Raw genomic sequence first — 17,606 nt, 5'->3', positions numbered from 1 at the left:
TGGCAGCCCGTTCCGAACACAGACTACTCGTTACGTAGTTCCGAAGAGCATGTCTTAGAAGCACCTCCTGCTCATCCCCGTATATGCCTTGCGTCAACTCACAGAAGCGAGCCACCCGACATGGCAAGGTATAGATAAGAGGTGCGCATCGTCGGAAGGCTCTTCCGACGACTCGTTTGATGGTTGCATCCCCCGTAGATGTGTCCGCACTGCGCAGCAGGCTGAAAGCTGTCTCGAAGTCGGCAGCGGGGAAAAAGGTCGGTATCATGCTGCCGGCGCGCTAAGATGCCTTCAGAGACTCCGGAGAAGGCATCAGCGGAGAGTATTCAAGCGAAGGCAACACCTTCACAATGAACTCGAACGTAAGCCAATCGCCGTGTCGAAGCATGCTGGAAAACGTGAAGTTATTCCCTTCACGCATTTGCACGATGGCCCGCAGATGTGGGATGTACACTGACAATGCCTGGACGGCTACCTCGCAGAAGTGATTCTGCTCCAGTTGAGTGAACCCCTTGCTTCGCATGTCCTCAGACACGGCGCGGCACGCGCACACGGCTAAGCCCGGATAGCCGAACGTCATGCTCCAGAGCACGTCATATAGCCAAAGCGGCGGACGCTGTGCCTTCACGAACGGAAAGCAGACCGCATGGATGGCGTTGACCACCGCCTTCCAGTCGTTAGAGCCATGCTCCAAAGGGCGGATGTACCGCGGCCCCGTTGGACAAAGACTTCCAATCGCGCTACTCTGCCTGGCTAGCCCCGTCAGTGCCCCGGGCGTAGCGAAACACAGTACGGGGATTCCGGTGGTACGAGTGAATCGCCCGAGGGCGCTCCAGGTCTTCATGGCGCGTTCGGACGTGGCTTCGTGGGTGTCAATCTTTTCCACGATAAGCAAGCCCAGGTTGATGACGACCCCGTGCGCGCACAGCGCCGCCTCGATATGAAGCTCGCTTGCGCAATACCGTGTGTTCCATTCCAGCTTTGCGTAGGGTCCGAGGGCTGCGTTGATGGCACAGAACATGTTGTAAAGAAGCGATTTGAGACGCCCGTCCAATGGCCACGCGACGCGTAAGGTCCGAATTCGAATGTACTGTGAGCGGTATTCACCATCCTTGATAAGGAACTGCTCGAAGGTCGCTCCGGACTCCTTTTTTGCACCCTTGTCGACGTAAGCCTGGATGGCATCGGCGAGCTTCATTCGGCCGCATTGTGCGGGAGCGCAAACTATGTAGCCCCTAGGCAGGTCATGCTCCGACTTCTGACTTTTTTTTGGAACCGAGAGAATTTGCTTCGGCCTGCTCTCCGGGTCGGCCGGGTTTCGCGGGCGCTCTCTCACGAAAGCGTTCGCATTAATCGCGCGCGCTCGATACTCGGGGTTTAGTGGATTCCTTGCCTCATATGACGCCCAGACTGACTCCATGATGTCGACCAGAATTCTTGCGTGCGTGTCGGTAGGTATCAGCAGCCGAGCGGCTAGTTCACTGTTCTTCGCCGGCAGTTGGCCATCGGATGACGGTACCGGCTTGCCATATGACAGCAGAATGCTTCTTGCCTCGTCCACTGTCGGAATTTTCGGAAGGCCCTTCAGGAACGGGTTCTCACCGCTTACCACTGTCAGAGAGGCGGGCGTTTTCCCGAGGTTGGCATTGTTGGACTTAGCCATGATGTGCGACTCCGTTCCACGACGGCTCTTAGCGAGCAGCCGAGTTCAGACAGGCACGGCTATCCCCCAACCTCGAAGAGCAGGTCGAGTCACTATTCGGAGTTCCGCCGCGCCAGTCGAGTGCGATGCGTTAGCGCTGGTATCCGCGTAACCGCACGTGTGAATGGAAACGGGCAAGCTTTACTGTGGGGTGCCGCTTTATGTACCCAACGAATGGGCGCGGTGGTCCAAATCGTTTACGGGCAAGCCACGCAAGGACTGGTCTGGTATTAGGGGGTTTCTTGGCAGCGTATGAGACATCATTTGCCGAAATCGTCCCAAAGCATGTCGAGAGTGGCAATCTGTCGACCTGCACGACTAATGTCGCAAGTTGGTCACGCAGCGCGCGACGTTTGGAGAAGCGAGAATGAGACATTTTGTGCCCCTTGCCACCCGACAGGACGAACGCATCCCGCCCTGTCGGGATTGGGTTGACAACGGGGGGGTGAGCACAGAAACTGGAAGCGGTTGCGGTGTGCTTCCGATGTTGGTATGCGCACGCTCCGGGGCGGCATAGAGTGCCGACTCTATGCTGCCCGTCCCCCTGCAGCTTTCGGCTGCACGACATCACCGAACGGTGAACCTTAAATGTGTCCGATTCATTAGTTTCGTACCTCCAACTCGCAGCACACTTTACGACCTTGCAAAAAGTACCGAAATCGGCTCTCGTAAGCGGGAGGTTGAATTTTCCTTATTACACGCTATACTAAACGGTTATCCTATGCTACTAGTCTAGGTCGTGGATTCGTGCTATGCAAATCGCCGGCACAATTCGGCACGCGGTGCCGCCTCAAGACGCGCTCGCTATAGCGAGAACCTCGCCTTCCGCTACACTCACTTTCAACAGCCTCGCTAACCTATCGCTGGCGCCAACCGCAGCCAAGCCATGCAGTTCGTCCACGATGCACGAACAATCTGCTAACGCTGCCACTGCCTGACCGAAGTCACAGTCGAGCAAGACTGGATGGTCTGGGCATCGTCGCCAGAGGTCCTCTTCAAGCCAAGCCCTCCGCGTTCTTGCCATCCTCAAGCGGGAACGCGGACCTTTGATGCTTCTCCAAGTAGCCCCAATGATTTTGGGGCGTACCGACGCCGGAAGCATCTCTATGGCAGCGCGATACCCCACCAGCGGTACCCACCAGTTGTGAAGAACGATTGATGTGTCGGGATGTGCGTCCATGACTGACTTCAAAATGCTGTTATTTTCAAAAAGCGCGTGGCCGGCAGCGCGCAAACGCGGCAATCGTTGTCCATAGAACGACACCAGGTTCGGATGCAAAACGCCTTCGAAGCCTAGATAGAGAGTTGCGCTGTTGCTCATGGCGACTCCTCTTTCCCAGACCCACACGTAGCCGCTCGAAGCATCAAGGACAACGCAGAGCGACTACAATGGAATTGCCTAGACGATTCATCAAATCCGGAAGCCGGCGCGCGATGAAATTGAATTCCGCACCGTCTTGATTTCATCGCATCGTCTCCTCGGCTGCATACAGAGGGAAGTTAAAAATTGGGCCACACGAGCACGCCATGGTCTCGATTGGCGGCACGGACTGCGCGCGCAATTCTTACGCGCAAAGACGTGTCAGTCGATGAATTCGCCAACAGAATTTCCGCTATGGGCGTGCCCGAGACTTTCCGAGGTGCGGAGAGCAAGTTTCAGCGCGGGACCTATAGCCTCGCTTACTTCCTCTTGCTACTACACGCAGCAAACTCAGAGTACCCAAGGGAGTGGGCGAAATTTATTGACTCGGATGAGTCATGGGAATCCGCTGCTAGTCATGTTTTCCTCTATGAGCTAAAGCGCCAAGCACTTAGCATCGAAGAGCTGTGCCAAAGACTCGAGACAATCGCCGTCCATACTCGCCCAGAGAAGCTCACTGCTCATATTGAAGGTGGTGGATTCCCTTTCACGCTGTTATTGCAAACAGCCTCGGTCGCACCAATCCCGGAACTCATCCGGTTTGTAGACCAAAACGACCTTGCTGAGGCAGCTGACAAATTCAGCACAATGACCTCAAAGAAGAGCGGCCGATAGTCAGCGGCTCCAGAATTGGTCAACGTTGTGATGGCAAGATAAGGCGTTTGTCTGCGACAACGACTGGTTGCTGAGGTCAGCGAGACAAAATGCCGCCGAAGGGAATGCAAGGTCGGAAGGAGTTCTGCTTGGTAACCTTGCTGGGTACGTTACATTACGTACCATCACTGTAGGTCGTCACGACGAAAAATCAAGCGGATTCTTCTGTGACTTAGGCGATATTCGAGCTCGCAGAGCGGCCAGTGAATCGAGGTAGAGTGCTGCTGTATGGAGCCGATTGGTAAGCGCATGGGTGACATCCTCTGTCGCCAGAAGCCTCTCATCAAACACTGCTGAGAGAACGACTAGATGCGCCGCGGCAGACGGTTCTCCTGGCTCGCCTTGCATCAGGTAGCGAGAGCCGTTGCTGGCGACGGCGACCTGCAAGGTTGGGTCGATTCGAATGAGTGGCGGAGTTGCCCAAACCTCCCTACGCGGGCCTATGAGGCCTACCAAGTGAAGTTTCCCGCGGTAGGTACGGAGTAGACGCCAATCTCGGATAGTTGTGTACTGCTCTCTAAACGAGTTTGCTCTTTCTTTGCCGACGAGCGTGAGGTGTCTTGGCCTGTGCGCGCTCAACGTGTGCCGGCATTGACGTGGTACATGGCTGTCCATGACCATCTCCTTTGACTTGCTCTGCAAGAGGGTTGCCCGACTCGGTGGGCGTCTTGCAGTGATGGGGTCAGCTGCGGAATATCGTTCAATTTGTGAGGCAGCAAGACGGCTCCTGGTGGGGAACCAGGTTGCGGCGTCTACAGCGCCGGACGCCCTGGCTGCTTGGCTTCCGATACCGGCTCGTCGTGTCCGTCTTCGTATTCTGAGCTGATGTTTTTCGCGGACTTCACATCATTGAGCATCTTCCAAACTGTCCACGTATGCATCGCATCCTCATCGCGGCCTGAGGGCCCCTGCAGAACGTATCTCCGACCACTTCGCGTGGTGCCGATTCTCGTCTCTCTGTCGAACTTGATAATTGCTGAGCTGACTCTTCCGTTCGAACTCTCCACGTTCTGGCCGACGAAATGGTGTTCGCCGCGCTCGGTCGCAAAGACGCGCCACTTCCGAAGAACTATCTCCGGGTCTGCTTCTACGGATGGCACTTTCCAAATTGGCATTTCCGACTCCTCTCCATCTCACCCGCCTGGGAGACCAAGCACTCGTTCCTGTGACGCGCCGATGCTGCCCAGTCCTCAAGGAGCTGTAGGCAAGGCGTTGGAACGTTCGGAACGAAGAATCCGCCCTGGTTCTGGACGTTGGCGAAACGCGGTAGGTAGGAGGAAAGTAGCCCTAGACGTCTAATTCTGTTTCTGATGGGCCACCAAGGAGCAATCTTACGGTCGCTCAACTTCAGTCTAGCCGCTTCAGACGGGGTTTCAAGGCAAACGTATGTCTCGCAGAAGCCCTCCGCAATCGGTCGCGCGACAGGGAAAGCGGCGGCCACGAGGAATTCTTCGACCTGCAAGGAGGGCTCGGCGCCGGCGGGCGATAGAATACGGAAAAAGCATTGGCACGCCGAGGGGTTATAAGTGAGCAAGAAAGGAAAGTATTCGAAAAACGGGAAAGTCGTCGTCTACAAGCCATCAGAAGCGCTGCCGGCCGCCGGCGGTTCCGCCGGGCTTGTCACGGATGCACTAGCAGGAACACTTCGCACGGACATCCAGGGATACGACCAGACCAGACGGTTGCTCGAGGACTTGTCGAGGGATGCGAATTGAAGAAGCAGCTTGAACGGGCCGCCACCGTCTTGGCGCGCAATCGACAGCGAGCTTACGTAAGTCGAGTCGCATGGCTAGACCTTGAACTGATGGTCCGCAAGGCCTTTGGCGAAGTACAGGTAAATGAAGCGGCCACGCAGGAACTCGGGATGCTGTATCTGACCACTAATCGGGACTATCCGCCCTTCGACAAATCTACCTTCGACGTGACGAACATCACCAACCAGCTGCAAATCTCGACGGGATTTAGGTTTATGGGCGTTAGCAGACCATCTCAAAGCCAAGGCGAAGCGGCGCCTATTTCAAAGGTTGTCGAGGAAGTGGGCGCGTCCCTTTGGTTCAACCAGGACGCTACAGGAGCAGTGACGATTTTTGTTGCACCTTACAAATCTGAAGTAATGAAGATGAGCGAGAGAAACTTTATCTTAGGAAGGCATAGATGGGCTACCGACATTTCCGAGAGACAGGTGAAGAATTATTTTGCGAAATTTTTTCGATATTGTGCAACAACAAGCGTTCATGGAAACTTTGACGCTTCTTCATACCTATTCAGGTTAAGTCTGCGTCTACGCGATATTCGCTTTGCATCCAATGAGTCCGAGCGACTTTGGAAGCTCGCGGGGTGGACTTCGACAACCGCCGTTGCGCTATACACCGGCGGAAAGCTTTTTTCGTGAGGCGGTTCAATATTAAACCATGTTCCCCAAATAAAGAACTCTACCGTTTTGCTTTGTCCTTGCTCCATCGATGAATGCGAATAGTGGCTGGCCGGCACATGGACCCCCTTGACCGCGTGAGGCGACACCCACCGCATCAGGCTTGTCGTTCGTGGCCCGTGCAGAGCACTAACGCCAACAAAGGTGGGATACTTTTCCAGTACCAATCCGGCCTATCATATCCAGCTTAGATGTCTCTGCAGAGACCACGGCCCTTCAGAAGCTCTTCATTTCAGTAATGCCAGTACGACCAATAGCGAAAGTCTCCCGCGCAGAACTTGCCGATTTGAATTCCTTCCGCATCGTGGCAAGGCTGCTCAGCTTTAAGCAAGCTGCTGTGGAGCTTGGAGTTTCGTCTTCTGCCCTGAGCCACGCCATTCGTAATCTGGAAGCGCGACTTGGCGTTCGATTACTGAACCGCACGACGCGCGCTGTTGCCCTTACTGAAGCAGGTGCGAATCTAGCCAACAGGCTCGAACTGGGCTTTCAAGAGATTGGGGATGCGCTTGAGGAAGTGAACAAGCATCGCGACCGACCTGTCGGAAGGCTTCGGTTGAATGTGTTAAGCGATGGTGCCCGACTCGTCCTTGCCAAGCTTCTGCCTTCCTTCCTGCACGATTACCCAGATGTGGAGGTCGAGGTCGCCGTCGAGGACAAGGTTGTAGAAATACTTGCGGCAGGATTCGATGCTGGCATTCGCTTTGGCGGGACCATCCCTGAAGACTTTGTCGCCGTCCCTCTTGGAGAGAATCTCAAATGGGTCGCTGCGGCTTCGCCCCGCTACTTGAAGCGGCACAAGCCACCTAGGGTTCCGGAGGATTTGAGAACGCACACCTGCATCCAGATTCGAACGGGACAGGGTGTTATCTATCGCTGGGACTTTCAGAAGGGTGGCGACCGAAGGACCATTGACGTTCCGGGGCAACTTTGCGTCAACGAGACGACCCTTGGGGTAGAGATGGCCTTGGCGGGGGTCGGCATCACATATTGTCTACAGGCTCGAATAGCGGAGCATCTGGAACGAGGCGAACTGCAAGTTGTCTTGGGCGACTGGGCGCCAATGGAACCGGCATTTCATCTCTACTACCCCAGCCGGCGGCAAATGCCTCCAGGGCTGCGTGAGCTGATAGACCATTTCCGAGCACACGCAGCTTGAGCGGCTAGTGGGCCGACGTCGCATTCGGATTGGTTCCTAGTGCTCTTCTGAAAAGAGGCTCGCGCTCTGCGTTGCCTGATGGGTTGAGATAGCCATAAGCCCTACACCAGCAACGGCGAGCAGCGCGCCCACCCACCCGGTCGATACCCATCCAAGATTGTTCGCAATCGCAACACCGCCGAGCGTCGCACCAATGGCGTTGGCAACGTTGAAAGCGCTGTGGTTGAGCGCCGCCGCAAGTGTTTGGGCTTTGCCAGCGATGCTCATCAGACGGGCTTGAAGGGCTGGCACCAAGGCAAATCCATTACCAATAAGAAAGAGCACGAGCAAGGTTAATAACGGAGAGTCGGCGACCATAGAGAACGCAGACAGGAATGCAGCGTTCCAGGCAAGCATGCCAAAAATGGAGGGCACCAACGCTCGGTCCGCGAGCCATCCGCCAGCAAGATTGCCGACAACCATACCGACACCCCAGACGGCCAAGGCAAACGGTACCTGCTCAGCCGACAACCCGGTAACCATGGTCAACGTCGGCGTGATGAAGCTGTAGACTGCAAACATTCCTCCGAATCCAATGGAGGCAACGGCCAGCGTGAGCCACACCGTAGGCTGTCGAAGGCCATCAAGCTCGGATGCTGGACTGGCGCCCGCCTGGTTGGGAATGGCGGGGACGAAAAGGCGGAGCATTGCCGCGGCAAGGGTTCCTCCCAATGCGACCGCCGCGAATGCCGCGCGCCATCCGAACACCTGTCCTATCCAGGTAGCCACAGGCACGCCAACCACGTTGGCTGCGGCGAGGCCAAGCATGACATAGCCGACGGCTTGCACACGACGGCCAGGGCGGCTCATTGCAGCGGCGACCAGCGAAGCTACTCCGTAATATGCCCCGTGAGGAAGTCCCGAGAAAAAGCGGCCAGCGAGCAAGCTGGTGTGATTCCAAGCAAGAGCGCTGGCAGCATATCCTGCAATGACCAGACCCAGCAAGGCTAACAAGAGAGCCTTTCGGCTCCACCTCGCTGCCAGGATGGCGATGAGGGGCGCGCCTACCACAACGCCTAGCGCATAAGCGCTGATGTAGCTCCCAGCAGCCGGAATCGTGACTTGAGTGCTCTGGGCCATTCCTGGTAGCAGGCTCATGGAGACGAACTCTCCGGTTCCGATGAATAACCCACCCAACGCCAGACTCAGGATTGCCGCAAAGAGTCCATACGGCGGAGGACAACTTACCTCAGTAGATGAATGAAGTCTTTCAGTATTTCTTAGCATTACGGTTAGGCCATGGTTTCAGCGTTGCACGGTTCAGGCGAAGGCTTCGCGCGATGCAGAGTTCCCTCTGCTCCAATCGCCCACGGTGTACCGCCAGTCGACCAACTGAGATAAAGCCACCCAAGGCATGTCGCACCGATAGCAAGTGCCAAACAGAACAGCGACCATCGCAGACCGACGAGGTTTGCCAACGCCGTACGCAAAAAGGAGCAGTAGTAGCAGGGAGTATTCCAACGTTGCCAAAATCGGAGCGGCAGCGAGGGCCATCAATAACCCAGACTCGACACTCGCCCGCCCGCTTCCTCTGCGAGCAATCCACCGCCCGGCGTGAGCTATTGTGGCGATTCCTCCGAGCGCAACCGCCGCCATGGCGAGCGAGAGCATGCCATCTGAGAGGCCAAACTTTTGTTTGATTAGCGGTACAGAGACGCCCCAAGTCGAGTAGAGCAACCCGTTGCAAAAGAGAACGGACATAGCAGCGATTCTGGCGCGCTTGATGTCAAGGGGCAGCAATGGCTGGCCGGCCGTGCCTCGTGGAGTTTCTGTTGCTTGCATAGAGGCTTGAATATCGTCCGGCATTGCACAGCGCAGGCCAACGCGGCAGAGGAGACTGTGCGCGAGGATATGCCTGTAGCGACCGGAGTGAAGAAATGAACGGCCGTTCTCATAACCGACCAGCTCATGGGAATTTCATTCGGGAAGGAAAGGGGAAAGCCTATTCGTCTGAGGGCCTCATGACTTGGACTCTTGTCCACGCCGACGAATGCTACACGTTGGCCGCCGCTTGTTGACTGAGCAAGCCAACATGGTCCATTGAATCCAATTCATCTTTGGAACGGCTAGCCTAACAACCCTCGGCTTGGTGGCTGCCGCGCTAATTGAGACGCGCCAACGGAGCAATCGATGCACACCGGGGAAGGACCCGAGGAAACGCCATCGGCTTGCCACGGTAGTCAGCACCCACGTCCAACATCGAACTCGCCCCTGAGGTTGAAGATGGGTGGCCCGGCTCGCCAATACGCCTCAGTCCGACCGAAGGCCAGGACTAAAGGATAGATGACACCAGCTCACCTATTCGCCAGAATGTTTCGTTTGTCGTCGTCAAAACCCGATGATAGCCTTTCCGCCATCCCCTGCTGTATCCGGTCACGTGAAGGATTTCGCGTCACCAAGCCAGAAGGGCAATGAACGTGTTCTACCAAATAGGAATGGAGACGATGACTGCAAATACGGCACAAGAGGCGAGCAACATTTCGCCGCAGGCCGCGGTGGCCCACCACGCGTGGCGCATCCGCCGGTTCGCACTTCGGATGGGCGAAGTCCAGGGCCAGGGCTATATCGGCCAAGCACTTGGCTATGCGGACGTGCTCGCCACGGCATATTGTCATGCGATGAGCTTTCGTCCGGGTGAACCGGAGTGGGAGGGCCGCGACCGCTTCCTGCTGTCTCATGGCCACTATGCCATTGCCCTGTACGCCGCGCTGATTGAAGCCGGCCTCATCGATGAGGCCGAGTTGGAAACCTACGGCTCGGACGACAGCCGCCTGCCGATGTCCGGTATGGCCACTTACACCCCAGGCATGGAAATTTCGGGCGGCTCGCTTGGACAAGGCCTCCCCATCGGCGTGGGCATGGCACTGGGCCTCAAGATGAAGGGCAGTTCGGCCTTCGTCTACAACTCGATGTCTGACGGCGAGCTGGACGAGGGGTCCACGTGGGAAGCCGCGCTGTCCGCCGCGCACCACAAGCTGGGCAACCTGATTTGCCTGGTCGACATCAACCGCCAGCAGGCCGACGGCGTGTCGCACGAAGTGCTGGGCTTCGAGCCGCTGCCCGAAAAATGGCAGAGCTTTGGCTGGTACGTGCAGCGCGTGAACGGCAATGACCTGCCTGCCGTGATTGAGGCCTTCGACCGCGCTCGCGCACTGAAGGAGCCGGTCCCCCGCGTGATTCTGTTTGACACGCTGATGGGCAAGGGCGTGCCCTTCCTCGAAACCCGCGAGAAGAACCACTTCATCCGGGTGGAAGCTGACGAATGGCAGCACGCCATTTCTGTCCTGGATGCCAACTACGCCGCCACCCAAGCCAACGGAGCCGAGCAATGAGCAACGCTGTTCAAAACCAGACTCAGACCCAGCCCCAAGCCACGGCTAAGCCCCGTCTGACCACCTCGGCGATGATTGCGTCCATTGCCTCTGAGGGCCAGCGTACCCGCAGCGCCCCGTTCGGCCATGCTCTGGTCGCCGAGGCCGAAAAGCGGCCGGAAATCGTCGGCATGACAGCCGACCTGGGTAAGTACACCGACCTCCATATCTTTGGCCAGGCGTTCCCCGAGCGCCACATCCAGATGGGCATGGCCGAGCAGTTGCTGATGGCCGCTGCCGGCGGTATGGCCAAGGAAGGCTTCACGCCGTTCGCGACCACGTACGCCGTGTTTGCCACCCGTCGCGCGTATGACTTCATCCACCAGGTCATCGCAGAGGAAAACCTCAACGTCAAGATTTGTGCGGCCCTGCCTGGCCTGACCACCGGCTACGGCCCGAGCCACCAAGCCGCCGAGGACCTGGCGCTGATGCGCGCTGTGCCCGGCATGACCGTGGTCGACCCGTGCGATGCGCTCGACACCGAGCAGGCCGTTGCCGCCATCGCGGAATACAAGGGCCCCGTCTACATGCGCCTGCTGCGCGGCAAGGTGCCACTGGTGCTGGACGAGTACGACTACAAGTTCGAACTGGGCAAGGCCAAGCTGCTGCGCGACGGCCGTGACGTCCTGATTATCTCGTCAGGCCTGATGACGATGCGTGCCCTGGAAGTAGCGCAGGCCATGGCCGGCGGTACTGCCGACGTAGGCGTGCTACATGTGCCAACCATCAAGCCGCTGGACGTAGAGACCATCGTTGAACAGTGCCGCCGCAGCGGACGTTTGGTCGTGGTGGCGGAGAACCACAGCACCGTGGGCGGGCTGAGCGAAGCCGTCGCCATGACGCTGATGCAGGCACGCGTCTACCCCGCGCTCGAAGTGGTGGCCCTGCCCGACCAGTTCCTCGACGCTGGGGCGCTGCCGACGCTGCATGACCGCTACGGTATCTCGACGGAAGTCATCGTCGAACGCATCAAAAAATGGCTGAAGTAAGGAGGGAGAAAAGCATGAAGGTCAATTTCATCGGCCTGGGCGCCATTGGACTGCCGATGGCCCTCCAGATTCGCAATGCGGGGCACACCGTCGGGGGCCTCGATGTGGTACCCGCCGCTTGTGCCAACGCGCAAGCTCAGAACATTGAGGCCGTCAACCGCGTGTCGGACCTGCCGACAGCGGACGTGGCCGTGGTGATGGTCGCCACGCCGGACCAGCTCGCAAAACTTGTCGACGACGCCATCGACAAGCCCATCGCTACGACCTGGGTCATCATGTCTACAGTCGGCCCGGCCAGCGTGCGCGAACAAGGCGAGCGCCTGCGTGCCGCCGGCGTGCGCGTGGTGGATGCTCCGGTCACCGGCGGTGTGGCCCGAGCCCGTACCGGTCAACTGGTCATCTTCGCCGCCGGTAATGCCACCGACATCGAGGCGGTGCGCCCGGTCCTGCAGACCATGGGCGAAGTGCGCGTCACCGGCGAAAAGCTTGGCGATGGTCAAGCCATCAAAGTGGTCAACCAGCACTTGTGCTCAGTTCACATTGTGGCCGCTGCCGAGGCGCTGAACCTGGCACGCTCGCTTGGCCTGGACCCCGCACAGGTTCTCGGACTGATTGAGAAAGGCGCTGCCGGTTCGTGGATGCTGTCGGACCGTGGCCCCCGCATGCTCAAGGGTACCGATGTTGAAGTCACCAGTTCCATCAACATCTTCGTGAAGGACAGCGGCCTGGTGGTGGATGCCGCCCAAGGCTGTGGTGCCGACGTACCGTTGCTTGACCTCGCCCATGCTCGTTACTGCCAGGCCGCCCAGGCCGGTCTTGGCCAGCGTGACGATAGCCGAGTCATCGAGACCTGGCAGAAGTAAGTAAGCAGCAATGCCCTAAGAAGGCCTATTTGTGCCGGACCTGACGTCACAAGCGCATGTCCGGCAAAAATCACGACGATAAACGTCTGGAGACAAAGACAATATGACAACTACCACGGCTCACGCGCCGCAAAAGGACGGCGCGGTCAAGGTATCCGTCGCATCGATGATTGGCTCGGCGGTTGAGAGCTACGATTTCTTCATTTACGGTACGGCTGCCGCAGGCTGGTTCGGGAAAATCTTCTTTCACACAACCGAACCTATTGTTGGCATTCTTGCCTCCTTCGCGACACTGGCCGTGGGCTTCCTGATGCGGCCGCTGGGCGGCTATCTAGCCGGTCATTACGGTGACCGCATTGGCCGCAAGTCCGTGCTGTTCTGGTCCTTGCTTGCCATGGGCGGCGCTACCGTGCTGATTGGCGCGCTACCAACCTACGAACAAGCCGGCGTAATCGCTCCAATTCTCCTGATTCTGCTACGCATGATTCAAGGGGTGGGCTTCGGTGCGGAATGGGGCGGCGCGGTGCTAATGGCGTGCGAACACTCGCCACCGAAACGGCGTGGCTTCTTCGGCGCAGTGCCGCAGGTGGGCATCCCGCTAGGACTGCTGATGGCGAATGGCGCCTTTCTGCTGTCGGCCGTCCTCTTTGAAGGTGATTGGGTATGGCGCATGCCGTTCCTCGTTTCCATCGTCATGGTTGGCATCGGGCTATTCATCCGTCTGAGCGTCAAGGAATCGCCTGATTTCGAGGCCATGAAGGAGAAAAACACTATCGTCAAGCAGCCTGCACTGGACGTGCTGCGGAACGACTGGCGCAAGGTGCTGCGCATCATCGGACTGCGCCTGGCGGAAACTGGCGGCTACTACGTCACGACCAGCTTCATGCTGTCATACGTAGTGCTGGCGAACATCACGACCAAGGAAAATGTGCTGTGGGGCACCATGATTGGCTCGGCCATTGGCCTTGTCAGCCATCTTATCTACGGCGCTTGGAGCGACCGCATCGGCCGCCGTCCCGTGTATATGTTGGGTGCCGTCTTCACCATCCTTTTCGGCATCCCGATGTTCATGCTTATCAACACCGGGGCCGGCGTCATGGTCGTGACTGCCATCTCCCTGTCGCTGCTGCTGAGCCACGACCCCATCTTTGCAGTCGAGCCGTCTTGGTTTTCGGAACAGTTCCCGGCAAATGTTCGCTCGTCGGGCATCTCGCTGGGCTACAACGGTGCTTCGCTGGTGGCTGGGTTGGTTCCCTTCGTCGCCACGGGTCTCTACGGCATCGTGGGCTGGATTGGACCGGCAATCCTGTTCTCGCTGCTGGGTGTCATCTCGACACTGTGCGCGCTCTCGATGCGTGAGACCGCACCCGCAGTGGTAGGCCTCGAACCAGCTCCGCACCAAACACGGCAGCCTGCGTTGCATTAATACACTCCCTGGAAGCAGCAGAGCCCGTCGTGCAATCACGACGGGCTCTTTTGTACGAGTCGCGGCAAGGCCATATCCGGAAGCCAAGGCTCGTTGACTCGAAATGACGACGCGGTAAAGTGAGAGATTCCGATGTGTGGCTGAGAAGGGCTTACCAATATCCGATGCCCCATTCGGAAACCAATTCCAAGACGAGAGTGCTTGCACGGAGGATGCGTCGCGGGGATGGCTCACTTCGAGGTGGTTAGATTCGAGAAAGCATTTGACTTTCAAACTGAACACTGACAACGAAGACATCGACATGGACTACACAAAACTTGGCTCGACCGGCCTGGATATCTCCCGCCTGTGCTTGGGTTGCATGACGTTTGGTGACCCAGACGCAGGCGCTCATCCCTGGACGCTCGGTGAAGCCGATTCACGTCCCATTTTCCGGAGCGCGATTGAACAGGGAATCAACTTCTTCGATACCGCTAACAGCTATTCTGCGGGCACGTCCGAAGTCATCGTCGGAAAGTTGATACGTGAATTCGCGAAACGGGAGGACGTCGTTCTTGCGACCAAGGTGTACTTCCCCCCCAATGGTTCGTCTCCTTCGGAAGCAAAGCCCAATGACCGCGGCCTGTCGCGGAAAGCCATAATGAGTGCTATCGATGCAAGCCTCTCCAGACTGGGTACGGATTACGTCGACCTCTATCAAATCCACCGGTGGGACTACAACACTCCCATCGCAGAGACAATGGAGGCGCTGCACGACGTCGTAAAGGCTGGTAAGGCGCGCTACATTGGTGCCTCCTCGATGTTCGCATGGCAGTTCGCCAAGGCACAAGAAGTCGCCGCTCGGAACGGCTGGACGAAATTCGTCTCGATGCAGAATCACGTCAATCTTCTGTATCGCGAGGAGGAGCGAGAGATGATTCCGTTGTGCCTCGACCAAGGTGTCGGTCTGATGCCTTGGAGTCCGCTTGCCCGTGGTCGACTGAGCAGACCATTTGGGGCTCAAACAAGCCGAATCGAGAAGGACAGCGTTGGGACCGCGCTGTACGATAGAACTCAGGCGGCTGATGGGACGGTAATCGAAGCAGTGCAGCGGGTCGCGGATGCCCGTGAGGTCCCCATGGCACAGGTTGCGCTTGCCTGGGTATTGGCCAAACGAGGTGTTTCTGCCCCAATTATCGGCGTCTCGAAGGCGTCACAGTTGACTGATTCTATCAGCGCGCTATCTCTCGAACTCACAAATGAAGAAAAGCAAAGCATCGAAGCGGAATACGTGCCTCACGAGGTCGCGGGCCATCAATAACGCGGCCTCCGCTAGCCAACGCTAGCAGTTGCATGGTACCCATAAAGTGCCATGCAACTGCGCTCAGGGAATCGATGAAGACGGGGGCTTACCAAATAGCACCAAAGCTCTGACGAAGTTCATTAAGCGCGTCGTCATCCAAGGGACAGGGTTTCGGATGAGACATCAGCCAGAGACGCGCTGTCTCTTCCAGCTCCTCCAAGGTGGCCATGACCACGGCCGGCGTCGTGCCCCATACATTCGGCCCCAGGCGGTCCAGCATCACGGCGCGAAGCCGCCCGCCCCGAGCCCGCTGGACCGCAATGGCTTTGGCAACTAGCTCAGCAGCACGCGGGTCACCAGGTCGGTGATACTCAATGAGGGGGACATGCCCGACCTTCATGACGAAGTATGGCGTGATGGGCGGCAGAATGTCCTCGGTTGACCATGCACCGGACAATGTCAAAGCTACCAAGTGGGTGGAATGGGTGTGAATAACACAACGCGCGTCCGGGTCCGATTCGTAGATTCGCCGGTGCAGCGCTAAAGTCTTGCTCGCGCGGTCGCCCGCAACCTGTTCACCGTGGCTGTCTACCTTGGCAAGTCGGCCCGGCTCGAGGAAGCCCAAGCAGGCATCCGTAGGCGTGATGAGGTATCCGTCCTCGATTCGAACGCTGATGTTTCCCGCACTTGCATGCACGTAACCGCGCTCGAAGAGACTGCGGCCAACCCGGCAAATCTCAAGTCGAAGTTCCTGCTCGGTCACATCAGCATCCCAAAGGCTTTGGTGAAGAAGTCCACCGTGCCGAAGTTGCCTGACTTCAGCGCGAGCATCACCCCGTCGCTTCCGGCGGCAGGGGATGGCGCGTAGCACCATGGCACACCAGGGTCGATTTGAGGACCGATGCGCATCTGCTGCACTTGTAGGCCTTGTACACAAGCCCCAGACGTTTCACCACCGGCGACAATGAGTTGGCGAACGCCCCGTTCGACCAAGCCGATGGCTATTTCAGACAGCGCCCGCTCTACGAGCTCGCCGGCTTGCTCGACACCAAGTTGAGCTTGAATGGACTTCACCGCGTCAGGTTGAGCCGTGGCATAGAAAAGAACCGGAGCTTCGGTGAGTCGGGCGGCTGCCCAATGCAATGCCTCGGCAACGATATCATTTCCCGCCGCGAGGCGTAGGGGGTCCACCGAAAATGCTTCACCGCCGCGCTTGATGAAGTCGACCACCTGAGCGTTTGACGCAGCTGAGCAGCTCCCCGAAACAATAGCGCGCGGTCCACGCACAACCGGAAGCTGAGCTGAACCCGCGCTGGGGGTAATACCGAAGTTCTGTGGTAGGCCAATCGCCACACCAGAGCCGGCCACAACCAATGGGAGTCCCTTGAAGGCCTTTCCCATCGTCATGAGGTCCTCATTTGCGATGGCGTCAACCACCACAAAACGCTTCCCATCAGAGCGGAGATGCTCCAGTCGGTCGCGGATTGCTCCGGGGCCTCGGCGTACATAGGCGTGGTCGACAAGTCCAACCTCGCTCTTGCTCTGTCGTCTGAGTACTTGGGTCAGGTTCGAGTTCGTCATCGGTGTGAGCGGATGATGACGCATGCTGCTGTCGCTTAGCAGTACGTCTCCTACGTATAGATGACCATTGTAGACAGTACGATTGGTCTCTGGGAACGCGGGGCAGACCGGAACGATGCCGGCTTGCAAGGTGTCGGCCAATGCTTCGGCCACCGGACCAATGTTTCCGCGGTCAGTGGAATCGAAGGTCGAACACACCTTGAAGTAGAGTTGCTCTACACCTAGTTGCTGCAGCCACCTTGCTGCGCCAAGCGACTGCTCAACGGCCTCGACTACGGGCGCTGTGCGCGACTTCAGCGCGACAACGATGGCGTCCGCATCTGGCAGGGTTGACGCGGTTTTCGTGCCGTCCGCTTGAGTCGGAACCCCGATTGTTTGAACCACGCGCATACCTGCGCGGACCAGGTTATTCGCAAGGTCGGTTGCACCGGTGAAATCGTCCGCGATGCACCCAAGTAGCGGCTTCTTGCTGTGTGAGCTCAATTTTCCGGCTCCATTAGTGCGTAGGGAACCCGTGGTGCGAATGCACCAATCAGGGAAATCACTAGACCACTGCATCAGAAGAATCGCGCCAGGAAGATGTCGAGGCACAGTCGAACGAGGATGCCGTTTCAATGACGCAATGGACTAGTCAGAGGACCTTGCGCTTCGAACGTCGATTGACCGAGAAGCGCGAGGCCGAGAGATGTTTA

At 57.8% G+C, this 17,606-nt stretch carries 15 protein-coding genes; 9 read left to right on the top strand and 6 right to left on the bottom strand.

The window, feature by feature from the left end; all coding sequences use genetic code 11:
* Positions 1–280 precede the first annotated feature (280 nt).
* A complete protein-coding gene (locus J8I34_RS21880) occupies positions 281–1,663 on the bottom strand; it encodes a hypothetical protein (RefSeq protein WP_209807012.1) in 1,383 nt (460 codons plus the stop codon).
* 829 nt (positions 1,664–2,492) lie between these two features.
* Complete coding sequence (locus J8I34_RS21875; protein ID WP_209807011.1) at positions 2,493–3,023, bottom strand: HAD domain-containing protein; 531 nt, start codon at positions 3,021–3,023, stop codon at positions 2,493–2,495.
* A gap of 186 nt (positions 3,024–3,209) precedes the next feature.
* Here J8I34_RS21875 and J8I34_RS21870 point away from each other — a divergent pair, with 186 nt between their 5' ends.
* Positions 3,210–3,737 (top strand): DUF6471 domain-containing protein, encoded by a 528-nt coding sequence (locus J8I34_RS21870; protein WP_371748119.1) that lies wholly within the window; start codon positions 3,210–3,212, stop codon positions 3,735–3,737.
* Between the two features lie 791 nt (positions 3,738–4,528).
* Here the strand turns inward: J8I34_RS21870 and J8I34_RS21865 are convergent.
* Positions 4,529–4,891 carry a hypothetical protein gene (locus J8I34_RS21865; RefSeq protein ID WP_209807010.1) on the bottom strand — a complete coding sequence of 121 codons (363 nt, stop codon included), beginning with the start codon at positions 4,889–4,891 and terminating at the stop codon, positions 4,529–4,531.
* 411 nt (positions 4,892–5,302) lie between these two features.
* Here J8I34_RS21865 and J8I34_RS21860 point away from each other — a divergent pair, with 411 nt between their 5' ends.
* From J8I34_RS21860 to J8I34_RS21850, 3 genes are all read left to right on the top strand, one after another.
* Positions 5,303–5,491: a hypothetical protein gene (locus tag J8I34_RS21860; protein WP_209807009.1), complete on the top strand. Its 189-nt coding sequence runs from the start codon at positions 5,303–5,305 to the stop codon at positions 5,489–5,491.
* Entirely contained in the window at positions 5,488–6,168 is a 681-nt protein-coding gene (locus tag J8I34_RS21855) for a hypothetical protein (RefSeq protein WP_209807008.1), read from the top strand. The genes J8I34_RS21860 and J8I34_RS21855 overlap by 4 nt, the downstream gene beginning before the upstream one ends.
* Positions 6,169–6,445: 277 nt before the next feature.
* Positions 6,446–7,363 carry a LysR family transcriptional regulator gene (locus tag J8I34_RS21850; RefSeq protein WP_245176061.1) on the top strand — a complete coding sequence of 306 codons (918 nt, stop codon included), beginning with the start codon at positions 6,446–6,448 and terminating at the stop codon, positions 7,361–7,363.
* A gap of 36 nt (positions 7,364–7,399) precedes the next feature.
* Here J8I34_RS21850 and J8I34_RS21845 read toward each other — a convergent pair whose 3' ends face one another.
* Entirely contained in the window at positions 7,400–8,629 is a 1,230-nt protein-coding gene (locus tag J8I34_RS21845; protein ID WP_256441843.1) for an MFS transporter, read from the bottom strand.
* Between the two features lie 1,217 nt (positions 8,630–9,846).
* On the opposite strand from J8I34_RS21845, the gene J8I34_RS21840 reads away from it, so the two are divergent.
* The 5 genes from J8I34_RS21840 (at position 9,847) to J8I34_RS21820 (ending at position 15,351) form a co-directional block, all read left to right on the top strand.
* A complete protein-coding gene (locus tag J8I34_RS21840) occupies positions 9,847–10,734 on the top strand; it encodes a transketolase (RefSeq protein ID WP_209807031.1) in 888 nt (295 codons plus the stop codon).
* Positions 10,731–11,762: a transketolase family protein gene (locus J8I34_RS21835; RefSeq protein WP_209807006.1), complete on the top strand. Its 1,032-nt coding sequence runs from the start codon at positions 10,731–10,733 to the stop codon at positions 11,760–11,762. The genes J8I34_RS21840 and J8I34_RS21835 overlap by 4 nt, the downstream gene beginning before the upstream one ends.
* Positions 11,763–11,776: 14 nt before the next feature.
* Complete coding sequence (locus tag J8I34_RS21830; protein ID WP_209807005.1) at positions 11,777–12,625, top strand: NAD(P)-dependent oxidoreductase; 849 nt, start codon at positions 11,777–11,779, stop codon at positions 12,623–12,625.
* A 103-nt stretch (positions 12,626–12,728) separates the two neighbouring features.
* Positions 12,729–14,051, top strand: a complete 1,323-nt coding sequence (locus J8I34_RS21825; protein WP_209807004.1) for an MFS transporter — start codon at positions 12,729–12,731, stop codon at positions 14,049–14,051.
* 301 nt (positions 14,052–14,352) lie between these two features.
* A complete protein-coding gene (locus tag J8I34_RS21820; protein WP_209807030.1) occupies positions 14,353–15,351 on the top strand; it encodes an aldo/keto reductase in 999 nt (332 codons plus the stop codon).
* A gap of 88 nt (positions 15,352–15,439) precedes the next feature.
* On the opposite strand, the gene J8I34_RS21815 is transcribed toward J8I34_RS21820, so the two are convergent.
* Entirely contained in the window at positions 15,440–16,096 is a 657-nt protein-coding gene (locus J8I34_RS21815; protein WP_209807003.1) for a class II aldolase/adducin family protein, read from the bottom strand.
* Complete coding sequence (gene otnK / locus J8I34_RS21810) at positions 16,093–17,397, bottom strand: 3-oxo-tetronate kinase (RefSeq protein ID WP_245176059.1); 1,305 nt, start codon at positions 17,395–17,397, stop codon at positions 16,093–16,095. Before otnK ends, J8I34_RS21815 begins: the two co-directional genes overlap by 4 nt.
* Positions 17,398–17,606: the final 209 nt, after the last annotated feature.

It is taken from the genome of Cupriavidus phytohabitans, from assembly GCF_017815025.1.
Taxonomy (GTDB): Bacteria; Pseudomonadota; Gammaproteobacteria; order Burkholderiales; family Burkholderiaceae; genus Cupriavidus.
This window is presented reverse-complemented; position numbering and strand designations above follow the sequence as displayed.